Annotated in this window: 14 protein-coding genes and 3 pseudogenes; 10 read left to right on the forward strand and 7 right to left on the reverse strand. The window is 68.5% G+C overall.

Translation table 11 applies throughout. The features are described 5' to 3' along the window. Positions 1-16: 16 nt before the first annotated feature. Positions 17-1,468: an amidase gene (locus ACIBK3_RS10930; RefSeq protein ID WP_399364150.1), complete on the reverse strand. Its 1,452-nt coding sequence runs from the start codon at positions 1,466-1,468 to the stop codon at positions 17-19. A gap of 200 nt (positions 1,469-1,668) precedes the next feature. On the opposite strand from ACIBK3_RS10930, the gene ACIBK3_RS10935 reads away from it, so the two are divergent. Further along, positions 1,669-2,292 (forward strand): hypothetical protein, encoded by a 624-nt coding sequence (locus tag ACIBK3_RS10935; protein WP_399364152.1) that lies wholly within the window; start codon positions 1,669-1,671, stop codon positions 2,290-2,292. Positions 2,293-2,343: 51 nt separating this feature from the next. Here the strand turns inward: ACIBK3_RS10935 and ACIBK3_RS10940 are convergent, their stop codons facing one another. Beyond that, positions 2,344-3,873 (reverse strand): helix-turn-helix domain-containing protein, encoded by a 1,530-nt coding sequence (locus tag ACIBK3_RS10940; protein ID WP_399364154.1) that lies wholly within the window; start codon positions 3,871-3,873, stop codon positions 2,344-2,346. Positions 3,874-3,937: 64 nt separating this feature from the next. Further along, a complete protein-coding gene (locus tag ACIBK3_RS10945; RefSeq protein WP_399364156.1) occupies positions 3,938-4,135 on the reverse strand; it encodes a DUF4236 domain-containing protein in 198 nt (65 codons plus the stop codon). 514 nt (positions 4,136-4,649) lie between these two features. On the opposite strand from ACIBK3_RS10945, the gene ACIBK3_RS10950 reads away from it, so the two are divergent. Together ACIBK3_RS10950 and acnA are read left to right on the forward strand one after the other, a co-directional pair. Further along, positions 4,650-5,540: an aminoglycoside phosphotransferase family protein gene (locus tag ACIBK3_RS10950; protein WP_399364158.1), complete on the forward strand. Its 891-nt coding sequence runs from the start codon at positions 4,650-4,652 to the stop codon at positions 5,538-5,540. 249 nt (positions 5,541-5,789) lie between these two features. Further along, positions 5,790-8,507 carry an aconitate hydratase AcnA gene (acnA, locus tag ACIBK3_RS10955; RefSeq protein ID WP_399364160.1) on the forward strand — a complete coding sequence of 906 codons (2,718 nt, stop codon included), beginning with the start codon at positions 5,790-5,792 and terminating at the stop codon, positions 8,505-8,507. Between the two features lie 58 nt (positions 8,508-8,565). On the opposite strand, the gene ACIBK3_RS10960 is transcribed toward acnA, so the two are convergent. Both ACIBK3_RS10960 and ACIBK3_RS10965 read right to left on the reverse strand, forming a co-directional pair. Then, on the reverse strand, positions 8,566-9,567 hold the full coding sequence (locus ACIBK3_RS10960; protein ID WP_399364162.1) for a response regulator transcription factor: 1,002 nt from the start codon (positions 9,565-9,567) through the stop codon (positions 8,566-8,568). Between the two features lie 128 nt (positions 9,568-9,695). Continuing rightward, positions 9,696-13,370 (reverse strand): S8 family serine peptidase, encoded by a 3,675-nt coding sequence (locus ACIBK3_RS10965; protein WP_399364164.1) that lies wholly within the window; start codon positions 13,368-13,370, stop codon positions 9,696-9,698. A 118-nt stretch (positions 13,371-13,488) separates the two neighbouring features. On the opposite strand from ACIBK3_RS10965, the gene ACIBK3_RS10970 reads away from it, so the two are divergent. Together ACIBK3_RS10970 and ACIBK3_RS10975 are read left to right on the forward strand one after the other, a co-directional pair. Beyond that, positions 13,489-14,418: a hypothetical protein gene (locus ACIBK3_RS10970; RefSeq protein ID WP_399364166.1), complete on the forward strand. Its 930-nt coding sequence runs from the start codon at positions 13,489-13,491 to the stop codon at positions 14,416-14,418. A 106-nt stretch (positions 14,419-14,524) separates the two neighbouring features. Further along, positions 14,525-15,619 carry a lytic polysaccharide monooxygenase gene (locus ACIBK3_RS10975; RefSeq protein ID WP_399364168.1) on the forward strand — a complete coding sequence of 365 codons (1,095 nt, stop codon included), beginning with the start codon at positions 14,525-14,527 and terminating at the stop codon, positions 15,617-15,619. 59 nt (positions 15,620-15,678) lie between these two features. Here ACIBK3_RS10975 and ACIBK3_RS10980 read toward each other — a convergent pair. Further along, positions 15,679-15,810 (reverse strand): annotated as a pseudogene (locus ACIBK3_RS10980) (acetylxylan esterase); the annotation flags it as partial. Positions 15,811-16,487: 677 nt separating this feature from the next. Here ACIBK3_RS10980 and ACIBK3_RS10985 point away from each other — a divergent pair. From ACIBK3_RS10985 to ACIBK3_RS10995, 3 genes and pseudogenes are all read left to right on the forward strand, one after another. Next, a pseudogene (locus ACIBK3_RS10985) lies at positions 16,488-16,798 on the forward strand (sugar ABC transporter permease); the annotation flags it as partial. A 3-nt stretch (positions 16,799-16,801) separates the two neighbouring features. Further along, positions 16,802-17,020: pseudogene (locus tag ACIBK3_RS10990) on the forward strand (hypothetical protein); the annotation flags it as partial. Beyond that, entirely contained in the window at positions 17,017-18,528 is a 1,512-nt protein-coding gene (locus ACIBK3_RS10995; RefSeq protein WP_399364170.1) for a xylan 1,4-beta-xylosidase, read from the forward strand. The pseudogene ACIBK3_RS10990 and the gene ACIBK3_RS10995, both read left to right, overlap by 4 nt. A 382-nt stretch (positions 18,529-18,910) precedes the next feature. Here ACIBK3_RS10995 and ACIBK3_RS11000 read toward each other — a convergent pair whose 3' ends face one another. Then, positions 18,911-22,744 (reverse strand): GH92 family glycosyl hydrolase, encoded by a 3,834-nt coding sequence (locus ACIBK3_RS11000; protein ID WP_399364172.1) that lies wholly within the window; start codon positions 22,742-22,744, stop codon positions 18,911-18,913. A 351-nt stretch (positions 22,745-23,095) separates the two neighbouring features. Between ACIBK3_RS11000 and ngcE the strand changes: the two genes are divergently transcribed. Further along, the gene (ngcE, locus tag ACIBK3_RS11005) at positions 23,096-24,550 is read left to right on the forward strand and encodes an N-acetylglucosamine/diacetylchitobiose ABC transporter substrate-binding protein (RefSeq protein ID WP_399364174.1); all 1,455 of its coding nucleotides are present in this window, start codon (positions 23,096-23,098) and stop codon (positions 24,548-24,550) included. A gap of 16 nt (positions 24,551-24,566) precedes the next feature. Beyond that, on the forward strand, positions 24,567-25,493 hold the full coding sequence (locus ACIBK3_RS11010; RefSeq protein ID WP_399364176.1) for a carbohydrate ABC transporter permease: 927 nt from the start codon (positions 24,567-24,569) through the stop codon (positions 25,491-25,493). Position 25,494 lies beyond the last annotated feature (1 nt).

Below are 25,494 nucleotides of genomic sequence, written 5' to 3' on the forward strand. Positions count from 1 at the left end.
TACCCGGTACGACGCGTTACTCCGGTGCCTGGAAGCCGCCGATCCGCTGTTCGAGCAGTTCGGCCAGCCGCAGTGTGGTGCGGTCCTCGAACAGCGGACCTATGAGCTGCACTCCCACGGGCAGACCCTCTGAGGACCGACCCGCGGGTATCGCGGTGGCGGGCAGGCCGCACATGGTGGCCAGACCGGCCCAGACGAGCTGGTCGAAGTACGCGTACTCGACGCCGTCGATGTCGAGCCGACGTTCCAACAGGTCAGGGTTGTGGTCGTGCGGGAACGCGGGAGTCGGCGTGATCGGACACACCACGGCATCGAACTCGCCGAACAGCTGCCGCCAGCCGTGGCGGTGGAGCTCGCGACGGTTGTTCACCTCGATCCAGTCGCGGTGGCTGCACACCATGCCGCGCAGCCGCGCCGCGTCGAGACTCCGGTCGTGTGCGCTCAGTCCGGCGGCGCGGGTCCGCAGCTGCTCGTACGCCTCCACGGGAAAACGCGCAACGGAGCCCGAAAACAGCAACTGCGTGTAGAGCGTCGCGGCTTCGGTCAGATCGGGCAGCAGCGGACTGTGCCGTTCGACGCGGGCGCCGCCGTCGACCAGCGCGTCGGCCACCCGGTTCACGCCCGCGCGCACTGCGGACCCGGTCGGAATGAGCGGATGCTCGTCGAGGACCAGGACCCGGAAGTCGCGGAGCCGCTCGTGGCGCGCGGGCGGCAGCGTGACGTGGTGCGCCACGCCGAACGTCAGTGGGTCCGGTCCGGCCATGACGTCGAGCAGGAGCGTGAGGTCGCGGGCGGCGCGCGCCATCGGACCGACGACGGCGAGGTCGAGTTCGACCGGCAATGCCGGCTCGGACGGCGGGACCATACCGCGGTTCGCGGCCAGGCCGAGTGTCGGCTTGTGCGCGTAGACACCGCAGAAATGCGCGGGGGTGCGCAGCGAACCGGCGAGGTCGGAGCCGATGGACAGCGCGCCGAAACCGGACGCCAGGGCCGCCGCCGATCCACCGGAGGATCCGCCCGAGGTGCGACCGTGATCCCACGGGTTGTTGGTGGTGCCGTAGATGTCGTTGAAGCTCTGGATGTCCTGTAGCCCCAACGGCACATTGGTCTTACCGAGCACCACCGCGCCGGCGGCTTTGAGCCGCGACACCTGTACCGCGTCCTCGGCCGGTACGAAGTCCCGGAACTCCGGCATGCCCCACGTCGTGGGCATTCCGGCCATGTTGTAAGACTCCTTGACTGTCACCGGAATACCCAGAAGCGGCCGATCCTCACCCCGGCGGAATTCCTGGTCGGCATGACGCGCGGCCGCCCGGGCACGATCGAAGTCAGACACACAGATCGCGTTGATCACCCCCTCATCCCGCTCGATCGCAGCGATCGCCGCCTCAGTCAATTCCACCGAGGACACCTCACCAGCGCGTAACGCGGCCGCCAACTCCCCGGCCGACCGAAAATTCCAATCCATGAATCCGACACTAACGGCCCGCCACAGAGGCCATAAAATTCCCCTTCCCGCAACGGAAAAGTCCGCGACACTCGCCTGACGGGGTCACGGCGTGGTGCCAGTCCACTTTCAGCACCGGAGCATGCCTCAATGGCGAGGACCGCCGCCGACCTCAGCGCCTGCCGGGCATGGTCGCGCCCTCATGTTGCGACACTGCTTGGATGGTCGAAATCACCGCCCAGCTCCTCACGCGGGCGCTCCACAGGGCAGGCGAGTCCTTCACCCCCAACGAGCTTGCCTACCTTGCTCTCACATCGAAACCAGAGCACCCGGTCCGTGACCGCATGGCGTGGGTCCTGCACACTGACCTGCCTGGCTGCGTCACTGCCCGCGAGTGGAGTCCCAACGGGGACCGCGCACGCGCGGATCTCGCGATCCTCGACGAAAGCAGCCATGAAGCACTGGCCCTTGTGGAGACGAAGGCCGCCTACACCTTTGACTTCGCACAGGAGGGCCAGCAAACGGTCGAAAAGTACCTGCGAAACATAGCTGATGATCTGGACAAGGCTCGTGCCGCCGGCGGTAGCCGGACGCGAATCTTCGCCCTCCTGCTGCTGACCCATCCGGCGAGCGCGCCCGTCCAGCTCACACCAGTGGTCAAGTACGGGCCGGAGATAGCCCGTTCCTTGCGCCGGCGCAGCGCCACTGACCTCGCCGACGCCGCACGAGAGATCGTGGGCCGCCGCCTGAACGCGATGGGGTCTGTGAGGGACGGCACGCTACCCGCGGGGACGGCCTTCGGCATCGACGTGGTCATCAACTACTTCCTGGTCTCAGCGGAGTAGATGATTCTTGGTACTGCGGGAGGTCGCTGGAGGGTGTTTTCCCAGGCCTTCTCAGATGTCCCGGAACGTCTCGATCTGCGCCCCGATCGAGTTGAGCCGCTCCGCCAGATCCTCGTAGCCGCGGTTGATGACGTACACGTTGCGCAGCACCGACGTGCCCTCGGCCGACATCATCGCCAGCAGGACGACCACGGCGGGGCGCAGGGCGGGCGGGCACATCATCTCGGCGGCGCGCCAGCGGGTCGGGCCCTCGACCAGGACGCGGTGCGGGTCGAGGAGCTGCAGGCGGCCGCCGAGCCGGTTCAGGTCCGTCAGGTAGATCGCCCGGTTGTCGTAGACCCAGTCGTGGATCAGCGTCTTGCCCGACGCCACGGCCGCGATGGCCGCGAAGAAGGGGACGTTGTCGATGTTCAGGCCCGGGAACGGCATCGGGTGGATCTTGTCGATCGGCGCCTCCAGCTTGGAGGGCCGGACGGTGAGGTCCACCAGGCGGGTACGGCCGTTGTCCGCCCAGTACTCGGGCGTACGGTCGTGGTCGAGGCCCATCTCCTCCAGGACCGCGAGCTCGATCTCCAGGAACTCGATCGGCACCCGGCGCACCGTCAGTTCGGATTCCGTGACCACCGCGGCGGCCAGCAGGCTCATCGCCTCCACCGGGTCCTCGGAGGGGGAGTAGTCGACGTCCACGTCGATGGTGGGCGTGCCGTGCACGGTGAGCGTGGTGGTGCCGATGCCCTCCACCCTGACGCCCAGGGCCTCCAGGAAGAAGCAGAGGTCCTGGACCATGTAGTTGGAGGAGGCGTTGCGGATGACGGTGACGCCGTCGTGCCGGGCGGCGGCGAGCAGCGCGTTCTCCGTCACGGTGTCGCCGCGCTCGGTCAGCACGATCGGGCGCTCGGGGCGCACGGAGCGGTCGACCCGCGCGTGGTACTGGCCCTCCGTCGCGGCGATGTCCAGCCCGAACCGGCGCAGCGCGATCATGTGCGGCTCGATGGTCCGGGTCCCGAGGTCGCAGCCGCCGGCGTACGGCAGCTTGAAGTGGTCCATGCGGTGCAGCAGCGGGCCGAAGAACATGATGATGGACCGCGTCCGTACGGCGGCCTCGGCGTCGATCGCCGCCATGTCCAGCTCGGTCGGCGGCACCAGTTCCAGGTCGACGCCGTCGTTGATCCAACGGGTGCGGACGCCGATGGAGTTGAGCACCTCCAGCAGGCGGTACACCTCCTCGATGCGGGCCACCCGGCGCAGCACCGTGCGCCCCCGGTTGAGCAGGGAGGCGCACAGCAGTGCCACACACGCGTTCTTGCTGGTCTTCACGTCGATGGCGCCGGAGAGCCGGCGGCCGCCGACCACCCGCAGGTGCATCGGGCCCGCGTAGCCCAGAGAGACGATTTCGCTGTCCAGCGCCTCGCCGATGCGAGCGATCATCTCAAGGCTGATGTTCTGGTTGCCGCGTTCGATGCGATTGACGGCGCTCTGGCTGGTGCCGAGCGCCTCGGCGAGCTGCGACTGTGTCCAGCCCCGGTGCTGACGGGCGTCACGGATGAGCTTGCCGATACGTACGAGGTAGTCGTCTGCCATGAGGTTGAGGTTATCTCAGATATGAGATGCCGCCTCTTGAGGGGGGCATTCGGGTGATGGACCGTCACCCCCTCCGCGCGTTGTGCGTGCGACGCCAGCCGAACGGTCCGGGCAGATCCATCGATGTCGTCCGGCGTCCCGTGCTGCTGTGCGTGTGGCGCGGGCCGTTGTGGCCACCGGTCGTGATGGACCAGGAGCGCTTGTTGATGTTCAGGCGCACTCCCGGAAGGATCCGGAAACTCTTGCGGAACGTAAGCGGCATTCCCGCCCCCTTTCGTTCCGTACCGGATACCCGGAAGACGCGTGGGCATGGCCCTCGCGGGCACGGAACGGGTTTCGGGCGGGTGATCCACGTGCACGTAACGGTTTCGCGCGGGTGATCCACCGCGGGGAAGGCTGAGAGATTCTCGTCGAAGCACCGGCGGTGCCGGTCACTCGGTCTCGTCGCGTTGGCGGCGGCGAGGGGTGAGGCGCAGCGTCCTCCGAACGTTGAACGCGGGGCATGCCGCAGGTCACAGGCCTGCAGGGTCCATGAGCGACTAGGTTTCGATGGCCAACGATCACTCTCGGTGGTGCCTCTCGTGTTCCGTCCCAAGTGATCTGGTCCGAAGCGGCGGCTGTGACGGGGCGACCGGAACGGTTGAGACACCTGGGTGGCCGAAAAAAACCCAGTTGATCTGGAACCTGGCCTCTGAATACTGGCTGTCGTCTCAGTTGATCTCGATCGCGTCCGTCGTTTCGAACTGGACCAGTGGAAGGGGCCTGCGAGATTGAGCATGCACGATGACCAAGTGGACGTGACCACCGACATCGTTGCGACCTTGATCCAAGAACAGTTCCCTCAGTGGAGCGGCAAGGCGATCCAACGCCTGTCGTCGACCGGGACGGTCCACGCCATCTTCCGCATCGGGGACGACCTCTCCGCGCGTTTCCCGCTGCGGCTGACGGATGCCGCGGAGGCGCTGACGGTTCTGGAACGGGAAGCCCGGGCGAGCGCGGAGCTGGCGCAGGTGTCTCGGTTCCCCGTTCCGGAACCCGTCGCCCTGGGAAAGCCCGGAGCGGGCTACCCCATGCCGTGGTCGGTCCAGACATGGCTGCCGGGAACGGTTGCCTTCGATGCCGACCCGAGTGGGTCGGACGCTTTCGCCGAGGACCTCGCGGCCTTCATCGCAGCCCTGCGGGACGCCGACACGCGGGGGCGGCGTTTCAACGGAGACAACCGTGGCGGCGTTCTCGCTCACCACGACGACTGGATGGCGGAGTGCTTCGAGGAGAGCAAGGGGCTGCTCGACGTGCCCCGGCTGCGCCAATTGTGGAGCCACTTCCGGGAGTTGCCGCGCACGGCTGCCGATGTGATGAGCCATGGTGACCTGATTCCCGGCAACGTACTGGTCACGGGAGACCGGCTCAGCGGCGTACTCGACACCGGCGGCTTCGGCCCGGCCGACCCCGCGCTGGATCTGGTCAGCGCCTGGCACCTGTTGCGACCGGGCCCACGGGAAGTGCTCCGGCGGACACTGGCCTGCGACGATCTGGAGTGGGAGCGCGGCAAGGCATGGGCCTTCGAACAGGCGATGGGTCTTGTCTGGTACTACGTCGAGAGCAATCCGACGATGAGCAGGATGGGGCGCCGGACGCTCGACCGCATTCTGGAGTCGACGAAGTGATGTCGCCCCGATCGTAGGCCGTGACAGAGACGATCGCTTGCCGCCCCCGACAGCGGTCTGTCACGGGGCCGGGCATGACCATTCCGCGCCCATGTACTAGAGTTATCTCGACATCGAGATATCTGCCGAGGCGTACCGCAGTCGCCACTCCAGTAAGGCGTACCTAACTTAGCCTTACCTTAACGGAACGGCCCAGGGGGCGTGGCGGCAGGATGCGGTGGTAAGCGCACAAAAATGAAGGAGACTGTCGTGTCGGCGAACAGCTTCGACGCCCGCAGCGCGCTGCAGGTGGGCGACGAGACGTACGAGATCTTCCGGCTGGACAAGGTGGAGGGCTCGGCCCGCCTGCCGTACAGCCTCAAGGTTCTCCTGGAGAACCTGCTCCGTACCGAGGACGGCGCCAACATCACCGCCGACCACATCCGCGCCCTCGGCAGCTGGGACTCGCAGGCCCAGCCGTCGCAGGAGATCCAGTTCACGCCGGCCCGCGTGATCATGCAGGACTTCACCGGCGTGCCCTGCGTCGTCGACCTCGCCACCATGCGTGAGGCCGTCAAGGAGCTCGGCGGCGACCCGGCGAAGGTCAACCCGCTCTCCCCGGCCGAGCTGGTCATCGACCACTCCGTCATCGCCGACAAGTTCGGCACCAACGAGGCCTTCGCGCAGAACGTCGAGCTGGAGTACGGCCGCAACCGCGAGCGCTACCAGTTCCTGCGCTGGGGCCAGACCGCCTTCGACGACTTCAAGGTCGTCCCGCCCGGCACCGGCATCGTCCACCAGGTGAACATCGAGCACCTGGCCCGCACCGTCATGGTCCGGGGTGGCCAGGCCTACCCCGACACCCTCGTCGGCACCGACTCGCACACCACGATGGTCAACGGCCTCGGTGTGCTGGGCTGGGGCGTCGGCGGTATCGAGGCCGAGGCCGCGATGCTCGGCCAGCCGGTCTCGATGCTCATCCCGCGCGTCGTCGGCTTCAAGCTCACCGGCGAGCTCACTCCCGGCACCACCGCGACGGACCTCGTGCTGACCATCACCGAGATGCTGCGCAAGCACGGCGTGGTCGGCAAGTTCGTCGAGTTCTACGGTGAGGGCGTCGCCGCCACCTCCCTCGCGAACCGCGCCACCATCGGCAACATGTCGCCGGAGTTCGGCTCCACCGCCGCGATCTTCCCGATCGACGACGAGACCATCAAGTACCTGAAGCTCACCGGCCGCTCCGAGCAGCAGCTCGCGCTCGTCGAGGCGTACGCCAAGCAGCAGGGCCTGTGGCTGGACCCGAAGGCCGAGCCGGACTTCTCCGAGAAGCTCGAGCTGGACCTGTCGACGGTCGTCCCGTCCATCGCCGGCCCGAAGCGCCCGCAGGACCGCATCGTCCTCGCGAACGCCGCCGAGCAGTTCAAGCAGGACGTCCGCAACTACGTCGACGACGTGGACGAGGCCGGCCAGGAGTCCTTCCCGGCCTCCGACGCCCCGGCCGTCGCCCCGAACGGCGCCCCGTCCAACCCGGTCACCGTGACCGCCCCCGACGGTTCGACGTACGAGATCGACCACGGCGCGGTGACGGTCGCGGCCATCACCTCCTGCACCAACACCTCGAACCCGTACGTCATGGTCGCCGCCGCGCTCGTCGCGAAGAAGGCCGTGGAGAAGGGCCTGACCCGCAAGCCGTGGGTCAAGACCACTCTCGCCCCGGGCTCCAAGGTCGTCACCGACTACTTCGACAAGGCGGGACTCACCCCCTACCTCGACAAGGTCGGCTTCAACCTCGTCGGCTACGGCTGCACCACCTGCATCGGCAACTCCGGCCCGCTGCCGGAGGAGGTCTCCAAGGCCGTCAACGACCACGACCTCGCGGTCACCGCGGTCCTGTCCGGCAACCGGAACTTCGAGGGCCGGATCAACCCCGACGTCAAGATGAACTACCTGGCGTCCCCGCCGCTGGTCGTCGCGTACGCCCTCGCGGGCTCCATGAAGGTGGACATCACCCGCGAGGCCCTGGGCGCCGACCAGGACGGCAACCCGGTCTTCCTGAAGGACATCTGGCCCTCCGAGGCCGAGGTCAACGACGTCGTGGCCAACGCCATCGGCGAGGACATGTTCAACAAGTCCTACCAGGACGTCTTCGCGGGCGACGCCCAGTGGCAGGCGCTGCCGATCCCGACCGGCAACACCTTCGAGTGGGACACCGAGTCGACGTACGTCCGCAAGCCCCCGTACTTCGAGGGCATGACGATGGAGACCACCCCGGTCTCCGACATCACGGGCGCCCGGGTCCTGGCCAAGCTGGGCGACTCGGTGACCACGGACCACATCTCGCCCGCCGGCGCCATCAAGGCCGACACCCCGGCCGGCAAGTACCTCACCGAGCACGGTGTGGAGCGTCGTGACTTCAACTCCTACGGCTCCCGCCGCGGCAACCACGAGGTCATGATCCGCGGCACGTTCGCCAACATCCGCCTGCGCAACCAGATCGCGCCGGGGACCGAGGGCGGCTACACCCGCGACTTCACCGTCGAGGGCGCCCCGGTGTCGTTCATCTACGACGCCTCGCGCCACTACATCGAGCAGGGCATCCCGCTGGTCGTCCTGGCCGGCAAGGAGTACGGCTCCGGCTCGTCCCGCGACTGGGCCGCCAAGGGCACCGCGCTCCTCGGCGTCAAGGCCGTCATCGCCGAGTCGTACGAGCGCATCCACCGCTCCAACCTCATCGGCATGGGCGTGCTCCCGCTGCAGTACCCGGAGGGCCAGTCCGCCGCCTCCCTCGGCCTGACCGGCGAGGAGACCTTCTCCTTCACCGGCGTCGAGGAGCTCAACAACGGCACCACGCCGCGCACGGTCAAGGTCACCACCGACACGGGCGTCGAGTTCGACGCGGTCGTCCGCATCGACACCCCCGGTGAGGCCGACTACTACCGCAACGGCGGCATCATGCAGTACGTGCTGCGCAGCCTGATCCGCAAGTAAGCGGTTCGGTACGGCAGTCGGGCCGCACTCCCCGTCCGGGAGTGCGGCCCTTCGCGCTTCAGAGCCAGCCTCGCTGCGCGGCCCGCACCCCCAGCTGGAACCTGCTCGCCGCCCCCAGCCGCTCCTGCAGCTCACTCACCCGCCGCCGCAGGGTCCGCAGGCTCACCCCCAGATGGCGGGCCACCGCCTCGTCCTTCATCCCGGCCGCCAGCAGCCTGATCAACGCCCGTTCGCCCTCGATGAGTTCACTGTCGCCGGCCGGCCGGCCCAGCGGTGTCGCCTGCTGCCAGGCCATCTCGAAAAGCTTCTGCAGGGCTTCGGTCACCGCCGAGTGCCACACCACGACGGCGCAGTAGCCGCCCGCCGCGGATGAGGTAAGCGGGAGCATCGCCCGACACCCGTCGACCACCAGCAGCTTGACCGGCACGGACGGCAACACCCGGGCCTGCTCGCCGAGTTCGACCATGTCCCAGGTGCGGGAGAGGACCTTCGGGTCTTCCAGGGCGGGCGCCGCGTAGATCCCGCGGGAGACGATCCCGCGGCGGAGCAGATCGGCCTGGAGATCCAACTGCCGGACGGGTGGTGCGAGATACGGAGGCGTGTCGAAGAGGCACACCTCCCGTTCGGCGCGTGCATACATCTCCTCGAGGCGGGCGGCGATGGCGCCCTCGCCGGAAGCGACCTCGATCAGCCGCGACGGCTCCTCACGCAGCAGCCCGGCCTCGTACGCGGTAGCCATCTCCTCGGCGGTGGCGGCGAGCAGTTCGGACACCGTCTCGCGCCGCCTGATCAGTCCGCGGACCGCCACTCTCGGATCGATCGCGCGTAATCCCCCCATGGAATCCGGCGGCTGGAGCAACCCGACCCCGAGCAACCGGTCGCAGGACTCGCGCACCCGGGCCGGGGAGGCGCCGGTCAGGAGCGCCCAGCCGGCCGGGCCGGCGTCGGGCTGGTGCAGGATCGCCCGGTACACCAACTCGTCGAAGGCGGAGACCCCCACCGCGGCCCAGGGGCTCGCGGCAGGGGTCTGGTCTGCCGTGTCGTATGCCGTGTTCGCCATGGCCCGGCACGGTAGGCGATCTTTGTTAAGGCCGTTTGTCCCGGCCTGGGTCGTCGTTCACTTCCAGCCGGTCACCTTCCGGCCGGTCACTTCCGGCCGGTCACTTCCGGCCGGTCACTTCGGGCCGGTCACTTCAGGCCGAACGCCCGCAGCACGGTCTGGTCGACCGCGTTGCCGTTCCGGTCGGCGGCCCGCACCCGCAGCGACACGGACGTGGCGCCCTTCGGGTGCCTGAGTTCGAGCTCGCCCCGTTTCACCTTCATCTCCTTCCAGGACGTGCCGTCGTCGTAGGAGACCCAGGCCTTCAGGTCACCGGCCGTGACGCCGCCCGACTGGTCGCGGACGGAGAGTCCGATCTCCGACGTGTGCTTGGCCTCAGCGCGGCCCAGGAGGTCGAGCCCGTCCACGTCGTAGTCGACCGAGAGCAGCGGCAGCGCCGTCCGCTGGTCCGTGTGCGCCGAGGCGAAGGACCATTCGGTGTGGGTGCCGGTGGAGTACGCGGCCCAGTCGGCCGTGCGCCGGGCGTCGAGCACCAGGCGGTACGAGGCCTTCGCCGCCGGGACGTCGAAGGTGCCGATTCCGCCGAGCGCGGTGTCGCCGACCAGTTGTCCGTCCGCGTACAGCGTGCCCTTCGCGGTGTCCTGGAGGTTGTCCACCGACCCGTAGTGACCCGGCGTGGAGTCGCTCAACTCCGGGACACCGAAGGTGAGTTTGTCGCCGGTGCGCTGGGAGAGGGCGTACTGCTCGACGGTCGCCGGACGGACGACCGGGCGCAGCCAGTCCTCGGCGGCCAGCCTGCCCGCCTTGTCGAAGGTCTGCAGGGAATCCCACTGCGGCCGGTTCGCCTTCGTGTCGGGATAGACGGCGTGCCAGATCCGGTTGTCGGAGACGTTGTAGTACTCGGTGCGCTGTGTGCCGAGCCGCACATTGTTGGTGGTGGCGATGTCGGTCTTCTGCCCGGGACGGAACGTGTACACCGCGTCCTTGCCGACCTGGTCGGCCTTGGCCCCGTGGTAGCGAACCGTCTGCTTCACCGTGTTGGAGCTGTTCAGGGTGTAGGTCTGCCGGTCCGAGACGGCGCCCGTCTGCGGGAACATCACGTTGTACACGTACGGGCTGACCGCGGTGCCCTCCAGCTTCAGCCTGACCTTCTTCCCGCTCTTCAGCAGGGCCCCGAGCCTCGCGCCGTCCTCGCCGGTGGCGGTCATCAGCGGGATGGTCGCGCTCTTCACCCAGGAGATCCAGTACCCGGGCGTCTCGTGGTAGGCGAGGACGTAACCGGCCCCGGCCGCGGTCGCGTTGGCCAGTGCCTCGTCCGCCGTCTCACCGGCGGCCACCCGGACGACCGCCACCTTGCCCTTGACGTCGAGACCGTCGAAGTCGGCCGCGCTGCCGCTGCCCGCGTCCACCGCCCGGACCGTGCGGGCACCGCTGAACTTCACCGGGAAACCGCTGGACGTCTGCGCGTAGTCGAGGGGAAGCGCGTACTTCTCGGGGCTGGTGACGCTCGCCGTCAGCTCCTTCGCGTACAGACGGAACTTCGAGGAGAACTCGAACGTGCCCTCGGTGACCTTCTCGGTGGGCGCCACGTAGACGTGGTCGGTCCACCAGCCCTGGCTGTAGGTCAGGCCCCAGTTGCTGCCCGGACCCTCTCGGTGCCAGGTGGTGCTGAAGCCCTGGAACTCCGAGTCCTCCTTGGTCTTCGGCTTGATCTCGACCGCCGTGCGGGCGTCGAGGACGACCTCGGTGTCCTTGTCGACCTTGATCTGCGGATCGCCGACGACCGATGTGCCGACCTCCAGTCCGGCCGCGTCCCGCTGCGAGATCCAGGACGCCGTGGAGTACGTACCGGCAGGCACCTTGAAGGTGTAGCCGCTGCCGAGGTACCCGTAGGTCTCGTAGGCGCCGTTCAGTTCCTGCAGCGTGAAGATCGACGCCGAGGTGGACGGCTTGCCGTCCCTGCCCACCAGCGACAGCTTCAGGTCGTAGGTCTTCGCCAGCTTCTCGAAACCGACGGCGGTGGTGACCTGGACGCCGTCGGCGCTCGCGGTGATGTGGCCCGTGTACCGGCCCGTCGCCTCCTCGGCCGGGTCGACGGTGACCGCGACGGTGGCGGTGCCCTTCGCCGGGACGGTCACGGTGTCCGCGTTCGGGGCGGCGTCGGGGAGCGACGAGGAGACCTTCAACTTCACCGCTGTGTCAGTGGTGTTGGTGTAGGTGATGTCCTTGCTGTCGGCCTCGGTGTCGCTCTCCTCGAACGTGCCGAAGCTCAGCGCCGGCGTCGCGAAGACGCCCTGACGGACAGCCCGCACGGCATCGACCCGGCCGTCGCCCTGCTCGAACACGGAGTTGACGGTGTTCGTCTTCGCGGTGGTCGCGAGCGCCTGCTTGAGCTGCTGTCCCGTCCAGTCCGGATGGGCCTGCGCGACCAGCGCCGCGGCGCCCGCGACATGCGGGGTCGCCATCGACGTACCGCTCGACGTCGTGTAGTAGTCGTCGACCGGCGTGCCCATGGTGGTGCCGGCCGCGCGGGCCGCGGTGATGGCCGCGCCCGGTGCGGTGATCTCCGGCTTGACCGCGAAGTCGCCGATGCGCGGGCCCCGGCTCGAGAACGACGCCAGCTTGTCGGACTTGTCCACGGCGCCCACCGTCAGCGCCGAGTCGGCGATGCCCGGGGTGCCGACGGTCTGCTCGGACGGGCCGGAGTTGCCCGCCGCGATCACGAAGAGGGTGCCGGTGGACGCGGACAGCTCGTCGACCGTCTCACTCAGCACGTCCGAGGGGCCCGACGCGGTGCCGCCCAGCGACATCGACACGATCTTCGCGCCGGAGCGCGCCGCCCACTCCATGCCCGCGATGATCCAGGAGTCCTGGCCCTTGCCCGCGTTGTTCAGCACCTTGCCGACCAGCAGTTCCGCGCCCGGCGCCACGCCCTTGCGCTTGCCGTCGGAGGCCGCGCCCGAGCCGACGATCGTGGACGCCACATGGGTGCCGTGGCCGTGACCGTCCTGCACCGCCTCGTCGGGCACGAAGCTCCGCGTCTGACCGATCCTCCCCGCGAGATCCGGGTGACCGGCGTCCACGCCCGTGTCCAGGACGGCGACCTTGACGCCCTTGCCGTCGTACCCCGACTGCCACACCTCGGGCGCGCCGATCTGCGGCACGCTCACGTCGAGGGACGCCGTGACCTTGCCGTCGAGCCAGATCTTGTCGATGCCCTCGCCGAGCTGCCGCGCGGCCTTCGCCGTGGGTGCGGTGCCGAGTGCGGGGGCGACGTCCGCCCAGAAGGCGGTCGACTTCCGCGCGCTCAGCGCGGCGCCGTCGATCGTGGGCAGCGTGAGCGTCCGGCGCGCGCCGTCGGGGATCGCGCTGCCCTTCGTGTACGTCGCGATCACCGGGGTGGCACCGGTCCTCGCGTCCGCGTACCCCTGCTTCACCAGCTGGGTGACGTTGAACAGGGCCGGGTCGAGGCGGCCCGCCTTCAGCAGCGGGATCGCGTCCGCCGGCAGGACACTGACCTCGCCGTCCTTCTCGCTCGACACGAAGGTGGCGGCCTCCCGGCCCTTGCCGCGCTGGACGTCGACGGCGTACTTGCCGTCCGGGCCGACGCTGAACGACACGGTGTCGCCGGTGATGAGAGTGACGGTCTGCGTGTTCGTGGAACCGGTCGTGGCGCCATGTGGCGCGGGCGTGGCGTCCGGCACGGCGACCGTTGATCCGGAACCGGCCACCGCGGGCGTGATCGCGCCCGTGAGCAGTCCTGCCGCTCCCGCCACGGCCCAGAGGGCCTGGAGTCTTCGCATGGGTGGCGTCCTCCCCTGAACGCTGACGACGCTTCCGGCCTGGTGGGCGGAAGCCAGTGATCAGAGTGAGCGCTGCGTGGAGAGCGACTCAAGGAAATCCTGTGGCCGGGGAGTGCCAATGCCCCCTTCGGCCACGGGACTTGCCGGCTTCGGCCACCGTGCCCTGTCGGCGGGCGATGTCACCTGGAGCGACAGCCTGCCCGCCGCCTGCGACACCCTGGTGGGCATCTCGCACTCCGGCACCTCCGGTGCCACCGTCGGGGCCCTGCGCATGGCCCGTACCGCCGGACTGAGGACCGTCGCCGTCACCTCACAGGCCGGCTCACCGCTGGCGGACAGCGCCGACGAGGTCCAACTGGTGCCCACCCTGCGGGTGGAGGAACTCGTCCCCTGTGCCGGACACGTCATGCTCGCCCAAGGGGTGGCCGCCGTATGCGGAGTCGACACCTCGCCCTTCAACCGGGCGCTCGCACAGAGCCTGGACCGCGTCCGCGCGACCGTCGACGTGCAACTGGGCGTGCTGCCCGGGACCGCGCCGGCCGCCGTGTCGGTGCTGTCCCTTCCGGAGGTGCGCAGCGGCGCCGACTTCTGGGTCCTGAAGCTGATCGAGGCCTGCGAACTGGCAGCCCGTAACGTACCCCTGGAGGAGAGCGGGCACGTCGACTACTTCATCGGCCCCGAGCCGCACCTCACCCTCCAGCTCATGGGCGCGCCCACGGCCGGCCGCGGTTCGACCGTCTGGCCGACGCCCTGCGAACCACCGGCCAGACCGTCCGGCAGGTCGACACCCGCTGTTCGTGGTGTGGTCGGTGGCCCGACTGGACGACGGACGCCTGCTGGACACGACACGGACGGTGTGGATCGGGAGCAGGGTGCGTTTCCACTACACCGTCTGAACGCCGTCCGCCGTCCGCCGTCCGCCGTCCGAGTGTCCCGCATCGTCCGAGCGTCGCCTGCAGGCGCGAACGCCCCTTGTGCGCCAGGCGTTTACAACTGGGCCCTGCGGCGCTACCTTGCCCGAAGGTGGGGTGGGAGCGCTCCCACGTAGCGGACCGGAACCCGCTCCGAGGCCGCCCCCACCCCCCGCTTCCGTAGCACCCATCCGCACACACCCCTTCACGCGGCCCGTACCTCGAGGAACGGACTGATCTGACATGATCACGACAAGAACGGAAACGCCTTCGGATCCACCACGCCCATCAGTACGCCGCACCCGCACCCGTGCCCTCTTCCTCGTCCTGGTCTCCCTGCTGGCCACGATCCCGGCGTTCAGCCTGGTCGTCACGGCCGGAGGTGAGGCGCAGGCGCACGGCACCCCGATGAAGCCCGCCAGCCGCACCTTCCTGTGCTGGCAGGACGGACTGACCGACACCGGCGAGATCAAGCCGGTCAACCCCGCCTGCAGGAACGCCCAGCAGGTCAGCGGCACCACGCCGTTCTACAACTGGTTCTCCGTGCTGCGTTCGGACGGCGCCGGCCGCACCCGGGGCTTCGTACCGGACGGCCAGCTGTGCAGCGGCGGCAACACCAACTTCACGGGCTTCAACGCGGCTCGCGACGACTGGCCGGTCACCCATCTCACCTCGGGTGCGACGGTCGACTTCTCCTACAACGCCTGGGCGGCGCACCCTGGTTGGTTCTACGTGTACGTCACCAAGGACGGCTTCGACCCCAAGAAGACGCTCACCTGGGACGACATGGAGTCGCAGCCCTTCCTCAGCGTCGACCACCCGCCCCTCAACGGCAGCCCGGGCACCGTCGAGGCCAACTACTCCTGGACCGGACAGCTCCCGGCGAACAAGTCCGGGCGGCACATCATCTACATGGTCTGGCAGCGCTCGGACAGTGCGGAGACCTTCTACTCCTGCTCCGACGTCGTCTTCGACGGCGGCAACGGCGAGGTCACCGGCATCCACGACCCGGGCAACCCGACCGATCCGGTACCGGGCACCTGCACCGCCACCCGCAAGACCACGGGCAGTTGGAACGGCGGCTACCAGTCCGAGGTGACCGTCACCAACTCCGGCGAGGTCCCGATGCTGGGCTGGATGGTCAACTGGACGCTGCCCGGCGGTCAGAAGGCCGAGAGCGTGTGGAGCGGCAACGCCACCTACTCCGGACAGGACGTGATGGTGCACAACGCCGACTGGAACGGCTCACTGGCTCCGGGGGCGAGTACGACGTTCGGCTACGTCGTCTCCGGCGACGGCGGTGACACGGCGACGACACTTCCCTGCCGGGTCGGCTGACCGACTCGGCTGCTCCTCGTTCCGGGGGGTGGTGCTCAGGGCGGCGGATCCGTACGTGTTCAGGCCGGCCCTGGGGCCACCTCCGGTGCGCCCAACACATCCGCCAGCCAGTCCAGTTGGCGGTGGACGTGCACGGCGTCCCCGCCCTCGTGGCCGTTGTACGGATAGGCGTGGATCTCCTTGCGCGGGTCGGGAACTGATGCCGATGTACTGAGCAGGAGTGATTTCTGGTGAGCGTGAGTGAGCGCCCGGGGCACCGTGCGGCGGCTGGATGCGGTTGGTTCGGGAGGGTGCCCTTCGCCCTGGGGGTGTGTTGTGGGCCTTCGCTGTCGGGAGGGAACGGGAGTTCTTGGGTCGAATGGGTGACCTTTGCTGGGGCTGCTCGTTGACCGCCGTGGCAGGGATCTTCGGCCGGGCGGGGGGTGATGGGGTGGGCGGGTTGCAGTGGCGGCGTCGTTCGTGGTGCCCGGCCCGTCCGGGGTGGCGATCCGGGACCGGCTGCGGGTGAGCGAGGCGGATAGGGCGGTCCTCACCGAGGTCGGCGTGCTCCTGGGGTCGCTGGCGGCCGGTGATCTCGCTGTGCGGTCCCGGCAAGGGCGGGCGCACGATTCGGCTTCCTGGGCGGTGCGCAAGCGGGAGCTGACGGGTAGGTCGAACGCGGGCATGGCGGCACCTCGCAGGAGTCGGTGTGCGTCCAGAAACTTGCGATGGTTCGAGGGAGGGTGGCGGCCACCGGGTTCTACCCACGTCACAAGGGTGGCGCACCACCCATTGACAGCGCTTTCTGCGTGGCTCTAAGTTGCCGCGAAGTTGCCGGTAAGCGCTCGAAAGTTTCGGTTCCGCGTCCCCTGCCACGGGAGGCCCGAGCATGAGCACGTCCATCACAACGGCCCCACCGCCGGGCACCCAGGCCCCCCACCGGCCAGAGCCGCACCCCGCCGCCGCCCGCGGACGCCCGCCCGCACCCCCTGGAGGCGGGCCCTGCGCCGCGACTGGCAGTTGTACTCGCTGGCGATCCTGCCGCTGCTGTTCTTCCTGGTCTTCCGCTATCTGCCGACGATCGGCAACGTGATCGCCTTCCGTCGCTTCGAACCGGGCGGTTCCCTCTTCGGCGAGCAGCGGGTGGGGCTGCGCCATGTGCGCATGTTCCTCGGTGATCCCACCTTCTGGCAGGTCTTTGTGGAACAGGAGCAGGCGTCCCTCTGGGAGACCCCGCTGCGCGACCACGTCACCCAGAACACCCTCAAGTTCGTCCTCGGCAAGCGCCCGACATCCGAATAGGGCGCCTATATCTCGGAGTTGTAGGGCGCCTGTGTCTCGGAGTTGAAGGCGAAGAACATGCAGCAGTTCGTCGACATGCACAACAAGGCGTACGAGCGCTACAAGAAGGAGCACGTATGATCCGCGTCCCCGCCGAGCCGAGCGGCCCCTTCCCCGAGGCCTGGCGCCACTGCGTCGGCACCGGCCGCCTCGACCTCGCCCTGCGCCGCGACTACCAGGACTCGCTGAAGCTCCTCCAGCGCGAGATCGGCTTCCGGTACATCCGCGGACACGGGCTGCTCAGCGACGGCATGGGCATCCACCGGCCGTACGAGTGGCAGGGCGCCCGTCACGTCCGGCACTCCTTCACGTACGTCGACCAGGTCGTCGACGCGTATCTGGAGCTCGGCATCCGCCCCTTCCTCGAACTCGGCTTCATGCCGGAGGAGTTGGCGTCCGGCGACCAGACGGTGTTCTGGTGGCGGGGCAACGTCACCCCGCCCCGCTCGCACCGGGAATGGGCCGGCCTGGTCCGCGCCACGCTCGCCCACCTCGTCGACCGCTACGGCCTCGACGAGGTGCGCACCTGGCCGATCGAGGTGTGGAACGAGCCCAACCTGTCCGACTTCTGGCAGAACGCGGACGAACAGGCGTACCACCGCCTCTACGAGGTGACCGCGCACGCCGTGAAGGAGGTCGACCCGGAACTGCGGGTCGGCGGCCCGGCCCTGACCCCCGGTGCGGACGACTGGCTGGAACGGTTCGCCCAGTTCACCGAGGACCACGAGGTCCCCGTCGACTTCGTGTCCAAGCACGCCTACACCTCCGGCCCCGCCCAGCACGTGCCCTTCGGCTCCCACCAGACACTGGCCCCGGCGACGGACCTGCTCGACCAGTTCGCCGCGCCCCGCGACCGCCTCAAGGGCACCCGGCTGGCCGGACTGCCCGTCCACATCACCGAGTTCAACTCGTCGTACTGCCCGGACAACCCGGTCCACGACACCGCGTTCCACGCCGCCTACCTGGCACCGGTGCTGGCAGCCGGGGGTGATCACGCCGACTCCTTCTCCTACTGGACGTTCAGCGACGTCTTCGAGGAGGCCGGCATCCCGACCGCCCTCTTCCACGGCGGCTTCGGCCTGCTCACCCACCGCCAGGTGAAGAAACCGACATACCACCTGTACGCGTTCATGGCCCGGATGGGCCCCGACCTGCTCGCCCGCGGCGACGACCACCTGGTCACCCGGCATCCCGACGGCCGGGTGACCGTCCTGGCCTGGGCGCCGGTCGACGCGAGCGGCGAAACGCCCGGACCCGAGCGGCACCGCCTGCGCCTGTCGATCCCGGTGGGCGGCGCTGAGGCGTTCGTACGCCGGTCCACCGTGGACGAGGAGCACGGCAACGCCCGTACCGCCTGGCAGCGCATGGGCAGCCCGCGTTCGCCCCGGCCGTATCAGCTCGACGTCCTGCACGAGGCCGCCGAGCCGGCCCGCCGGCACCTGCGGCTGCCCGTCGAGGACGGCCGGGCGGACCTGGACCTGACGCTCGCCCGGCACGAGATCACCCTCGTCGAGGTCACTCCGGTGGCGGACGAAGCCCCGCCGTGGTGGGACGAGGGCCGCCTCCTCGGAAGGCAGGACACCCCGTGAGCAGGCCCCAGGCCGCCGCCTTCGGCGAGTGGCGCCCTGTCCCGCGCCGCCGCCCTGATCCAGTGCGCGGACCTCGGCCACTTCCCCGCACCGTCTCCACCAGCGGACCCGATCCGCGGATCAGGGTCCGCCGACTGCCGAGCGGCCGGAAGGCCGCCGCGGGCAGCCAGGCCGGGTCGACCCCCTCGGGCAGGACGGGCCGGGAAGCGGCACGAGACCGTTCCCCGGCCGCGGGGGCCTCATAGGATCGGACCACGCACAGGATGCGTGTCGCCGCCCTGGGGCACTCCCCTGGGAGCAGTTGCCAACCCCCACTGGTTTCTGGAACCTCCGGTTCTCGGTCTCCTCTCGAATCTCGGTTCCCGGTTCCCGACTCGGCTGCTCAGCCGAGCAGTTCGACCTCCGACACCACCGCCTCGCCGTCGACGACCAGACGGTACTTCTCGTAGGTACCCGGCGTCCGCACCGAGAACGCACGGGTCTGCCTGTCCCACGCGAAGGTCTGCCCGGAGCGTTCGTCCAGCGTCTTCCATGTGGTCCCGTCGGCCGAGCCCTGGAGCGTCCAGCCGGTCGGTGCCTTCGTCCGGTCCGCCGACGAGGTCAGCGTGTACTGCACCGCCTTGACCCGTCCGGAGACCGGCAGGTCCACAGGGGACGCCACACTCGCGTCCGTCGCCGACGTGTTGTCGAACAGGGCACCCTCGCCCTTCAGCACGTCCGCGCGCGGGCTCGGCACCTGGTCGTCCTGGGTGATCGACACGGGGGCGGCGTTCTTCCCCGTGCCCCACGACGACGGCTTCGACCCCATGGCGAAGTCCAGGACCCCGCCCTTCGCCAGCAGCGAGTGGGGGAGCGAAGTCGACGTCCACACATGGCCGTTGACCTTCAGGCCCTGCACGTACACGTTCTTCGCGCTGTTCCTCGGCGCCCTGACGACCAGATCGCGGCCGTTCTCCAGATGGACCGTCGCCTTGGTGAACAGCGGGGAGCCGACGGCGTATTCGCCGCTGCCCATCACCAGCGGGTAGAAGCCCAGCGCGGAGAACAGGAACCAGGCCGACTGCTCGCCGTTGTCCTCGTCGCCGTGGTAGCCCTGCCCGATCTCGCTGCCGGTGTAGAGCCGGGACAGCACCTCGCGCACGTTCTTCTGGGCTTTCCAGGGCTGCCCGGCCGCGTCGTACATGTAGTTGACGTGGTGGGCGACCTGGTTGGAGTGGCCGTACATGCCCATCCGGACGTCCCGCGCCTCGGTCATCTCGTGGATGACACCGGTGTAGGAGCCGATGAGGTCCGGCGAGGCGGTCTCCGGCGTGGCGAAGTACTCGTCGAGCTTGTCGGCGAGTCCGCCGCGGCCGCCGTACAGGTTGGCGAGGCCCCGGCTGTCCTGCGGGGCGGTGAAGGCGTAACCCCAGCCGTTGGTCTCGGTGTAGTCGTAGCCCCATACACGCGGATCGTATTTCGAGGACTCGACCCGCCAGTCGCCCTTGGCGTCCCGGCCCTGGAAGAAACCGGCCTCAGGGTCGAACAAGTTCACATAGTCCTGGGCCCGGTTGAGGAAGTACGCGGACTCCTCCTGGTAGCGCTTGTCGCCGGTCTTCTTGTAGAGGGCCTGGCCCATCTTCGCGATGCCGTAGTCGTTGAGGTAGCCCTCCAGGGCCCACGACAGGCCCTCGTGCGTGTCGGTGCTCGTGTAGCCGAGGAAGGGCGAGGTCGTCATGCCCTTGCGGCCCACGCCGGAGGACGGGGGCACGACGGTCGCGTTCTTCAGGGCCGCGTCGTACGCCGACTCCGCGTCGAAGTCGACGCCCTTGACGTACGCGTCCGCGAAGGCGACGTCCGACGAGGTGCCGGTCATCAGGTCCGCGTATCCGGGGGAGGACCAGCGTGAGGTCCAGCCGCCGTCCTTGTACTGCTGCACGAACCCGTCGACCATCTCGCCCGCCTGAGAGGGCGTCAGGAGGGAGTACGCGGGCCAGGTGGTCCGGTAGGTGTCCCAGAAGCCGTTGTTGACGTACACCTTGCCGTCCACGATCTTCGCGCCGGTGTGCGTCGGGGTGTCCGGGCCCGGCATCGGCGAGAACGGGGAGGCGTACTGGTCCTTCGAACCGACCTTCTCGAAGCCGGAGTTGGGGTACAGGTACAGCCGGTACAGGCTGGAGTACAGCGTGGTCAGCTGGTCCGGGGTCGCGCCCTCCACCTCGACCTTGCCGAGGATCCTGTCCCACTGCTGCTGGGCGCGCGACTTCACCTTCTCGAAGGAGGTGCCGTCCGGGATCTCCTGGCGCAGGTTGTCCTTGGCCTGGTCGAGGCTGATGAGCGAGGTCGCCAGGCGCAGGGTGACGGTCCGGTCGGAGCCGGCGTCGAAGCGCAGGTAGCCCTTGACCCCCTTGGAGTCCCCACCGCTCACCGGCTTGTCGAACACGCCGTACACGAAGAGCCGGGTGGCACCGGTCGACTGGCCGGACTTGACGTCGGAGTAGCCGGTGACGATCCCGTTCTCCTTGTCGAGGGTCAGCCCGGCCTGCTCGGTGACGTTGTCGAAGAGGACGCTGGTGTCGTCGCCCGGGTAGGTGAAGCGGAGTGACGCCGCGTGGTCGGTCGGCGCCATCTCGGCCTTCAGCCCGTTCTCGAACCGCACCCCGTAGTAGTACGGCCGCGCGGTCTCGTTCTCGTGCCGGAAGGCCAGCTCCCGCGCCTCCCGCCCGGTGTCCGGCGTCCCGGAGGCCGCCGACGGCATCACCTGGAAGGTCTGCCGGTCGCCCATCCACGGGCTCGGTTCGTGGCTTGCGCTGAACGCCTGGATGGTCGGCAGGTTGTCCGCGTTGTTGGCCCGCGCGTAGTCGTACAGCCAGCTCAGCGAGGACGCGTTCGTCACCGGCGTCCAGAAGTTGAACCCGTGCGGGACCGCGGTCGCGGGGAAATTGTTGCCGCGCGAGAAGCCGCCGCTGGAGTTGGTGCCCCGGGTGGTCAGCGCGTAGTCGGACAGATGGGCCTTCGGCTTCTCCGGCGCGGCCCGCCCGATCCTCACGTCGTCCAGCCAGCCCCGGAACTTCGCCGGGCCCTTGGGGGAGTCGTACGCCACCAGGATCCGGTCGACGGTCCTGCCGGCCGCGACCGACCCGATCTGCGAGACCACGTTGTTCCACTGGTTGACGTAGAGGACCTTGGCGGCGCCCTGCCCCTGCGGCGACAGTCCGAACCCGTGCTGGTCCGTCGCCCCGAGGTGGCTCAGATACGTGCCGTCCGTGAACGCCAGGTCCACCGACACGTTCGTCGCGTCGTAGTCCCGGTCGCCGTCCGCCATCGACGGGAAGATCCGGTACGCCAGCTCGGTGTCCCGGCCGACCGCCACGTTCACGTCGAAGATCTTGTTGTACGAGTACGCCCGCCCGTCGACGGTGTGCCGTCCGGCGTACCGCAGGGCCTTCTTTCCGGTGAATCCGGCGCCCGCCATGGCGGTGGGCGATCCGCTCGGGCCGCGGTCGACCAGCGAGAGCATGTCCTGCGGGACGGGGGCGTCGCTGCCGCCCGTGGAGAACTGGACGTCGGCGAGCTGCAGGATCCCGTCGGCGCCGTGGTTCTTCGTGATCTCCAGCCGGAAGTGCTGGTACTCGGCGGCGGCCGCCTGCGGGATGTCGTACGCCTTCGTCTGGAACCGCTCGGCGAAGGATTCGCCCGAGCGGGTGTCGAGGGTCTTCCAGTCCTTGCCGTCGGTGGAGCCCTTGAGGATCCAGTCCGCGGGGTCACGCTCGGGGACGTCGTTCGCCGAGGTGAGCGCGTACCGGACCACCTTGACCGGCTTGTCCAGGTCGAACTCGGCCCAGCCCGTCGATTCGAAGGTCAGCCACTTGGTGCTCGGCTCGCTGTCGACGAGGTTCTTCTTCACCTCGCCGCCGCCGGTGTTCTCGCCGCTCACCCGGACGTCCGTGACGTGGTCGGTGACGTTGCCGGGAATGCCGGTGCTGTAGCCGCCGTCGACGCCCGAGGCCCGCTTGGTGCCGTCCGGTGCCGTGTCGACGGTGTTGAGCCAGTCGGGTGCCGGATCGTCCGCCTCGAAGGAGGACGTGAACTCCCGGTCCGCGGCGGCGGGCGCCTGGGGGAGGGCGACCGCCGCGCCCTGTGAGCCCACCGCCAATGCGAAGGCGGCCGTCAACGCGACCGCCGAACCCCGTCTCCCCGTTGAACCCCGTCTCAGCCGAACCCTGTGCTGCTGCATACGCGAGCACCCCTCCTGCGCTGCGGACAACGTTGTCAGAAACTGTGCGCAAACATCAGTAGTGACTCAAGTGGGCAGTGCTGTCAAGGGTGTTGGTGCGGCATTCGGGGCCTATGTCAGGGATTTTTCCGGCATGAGGCCCACAGGCCGCTCATATTTCCGCGAGGTCTCACTTCGGAAAAGACCGATGGCCAACCTTGCATTCGATCTTGCTCCGCTGGCAAGAAGTGGACTATACCTGTCGGCAATTCACACGATGCGCACTTCCAGCACCACCCTGCTTGACCTGACCGCGGTGCCCGGGAGGATCCGGTACACCGCCTGAGTCCTGGAGAAGGCGAGGACTTGAGCATGGGATCCACTTCCGCCGAGAACAACGGCACCGGTGGCGTCGGCCGCCGTGATCTGATCAAGCGGTCCGCGGCACTGGGCCTGATCTCCGTCCCCACGATGAGCTTCCTGTCGGCGTGCGCCAGCGGTGGCGGCGACGACAGCGGGGACAAGGCCAAGGCGGGCAAGAAGACCGCCAAGAACCCGCTCGGCGTGAACGAGACCGCGGGGATGGAGTTCGTCCTGTTCGACGGCGGCTTCGGCAAGGAGTACGCCCAGGACGCCGTGAAGATCTACGAGAAGGACTTCCCCAAGGTCACGGTGAAGTTCTCCGCCACCCAGAAGATCCAGTCCACCCTCCAGCCCCGCTTCAACCAGGGCACCCCGCCGGACCTGATCGACAACTCCGGCGCCGAGCAGATGGACATGGGCGTCCTGGCCGGAAAGAAGCAGCTCACCGACCTCACCCCGCTGCTGGACGCGCCGTCCTACGACGACCCGAAGAAGAAGGTCCGCGACACGCTGCGCCCCGGCATCGTGGAGATGGGCCAGCTCGACGGCGACCCGGTCTGGATCATGTACTACGCCTACACGGTGTACGGCGTCTGGTACTCGCAGAAGGCGCTGGACTCCCTCGACGCCACCTATCCCGAGACCTGGGACCAGATGCTCGCGGTGTGCGAGAAGGCCAAGAAGAAGGGCATGGCGGGCTGGACGTACGCGGGCAAGTACCCGTACTACATCCCCTTCTCGCTCTACCCGATGATCGGCAAGGTCGGCGGTGCCGAGGTCCTCGACGCCATCGACAACCTGGAGCCGAACGCCTGGAAGCACCCCGCGGTCAAGGCGTGTTTCGAGGCCTACTACGAGCTCTACAAGAAGGGCTACATCCTCAAGGGCACCCCCGGCCTGGACCACATCCAGTCGCAGACCGCCTGGGCCAAGGGCAAGGCGCTGTTCATCCCGAACGGCTCCTGGGTGGAGAACGAGTCGGCGAACGTCATCCCGAAGGACTTCGACCTGGCGGTCTCCGCGCCCACCGGCATCGACTCCTCCGACAAGATGCCCTTCGGTACCATCTGGGCCTCCGGCGGCGAGCCCTTCATCGTCCCGGCCAAGGCGAAGAACGCCGAGGGCGGCATGGAGCAGCTGCGCATCATGCTCAGCGAGGCGTCCTCGAAGAACTTCACCAGCAAGGTCAAGTCGCTGACCGCGTTCAACGGCGGCACCGAGGGCATCACCCTCACTCCGGGCCTCAAGTCCGGCGTCGCGGCGCTGGAGAAGGCCGGCAGCAACGTACTGAACCCGCGGATGCAGGACTGGTACGTGCAGCTCCAGAAGGAGAAGATCGGGGTCTCCGGCCTCGGCGAGATGATGGCCGGCCGCCTCACTCCGGCCGAGGCCATCAAGAAGATCCAGGCCTACGCGGACGAAACCGCCAAGGACACCTCGATCAAGCACTACAAGCACCAGTAAACGGACCGGAGAAGCGATGCAGCACGGCAAGTACCGGTTCATCGTGGGGTTTCTGGCGCTGCCCCTGGGACTGTACGCGCTCTTCGTGGTATGGCCGTTCATCCAGTCCATCTACTACTCGTTCACGGACTGGACCGGCCTGAGCCCCGAATTCAAGATGGTCGGCCTGGACAATTACCGGAGGATGCTGGACGACGAGATCTTCTGGAAGTCCTTGCAGCACAGCTTGATGTTCGCGCTCGTGCTGCCGCTGGTGACGATCTCTCTGGCCCTGTTCTTCGCTTTCATGATCAATGTGGGCGGACGCAGAAGGAAGGGCGGCCCGGTCATTTCCGGCGTCCGGGGCTCTTCCTTCTACAAGATCGTCTACTTCTTCCCGCAGGTGCTCTCGATCGCGATCGTCGCTCTGCTGTTCGCTTTCGCGTACAACCCGGACAGCGGCGCCATCAACTCGCTGCTGCGCGGGATCGGGCTCGACAGCGTCCAGCCGCTGTGGCTGGGAGACCCGAGCCTGGCCCTGTGGTGCGTGATGGCGGTGCTGGTGTGGTCCACGGTCGGGTTCTTCGTGGTCCTGTTCTCCGCCGGCATGGCCTCCATCCCGGCGGACCTGTACGAGGCCGCGCTGCTCGACGGGGCCGGCCGGGCCACCACGTTCTTCCGGATCACCCTGCCGCTGCTGTGGGACACCGTGCAGTCCGGCTGGGTCTACATGGGCATCCTCGCCCTGGGCGCCGAGTCGTTCGCGGTCGTACAGATCATGACGACCGGTCCGGGCGGCCCCGACTACTCGACCACCGTCATGGTCCTGTACGTGTACCAGAAGGCGTTCCGTGACGGGCAGGCCGCCTACGCCACCACCATCGGCGTCGCCCTGCTCGTCGTCACGCTGGCATTCGCCGGCCTCGTGATGCGGCTCGGACGGCGCGAGCGGCTGGAGTACTGAC

This window comes from Streptomyces sp. NPDC050287, from assembly GCF_044459385.1.
In the GTDB taxonomy this organism is placed as follows: domain Bacteria; phylum Actinomycetota; class Actinomycetes; order Streptomycetales; family Streptomycetaceae; genus Streptomyces.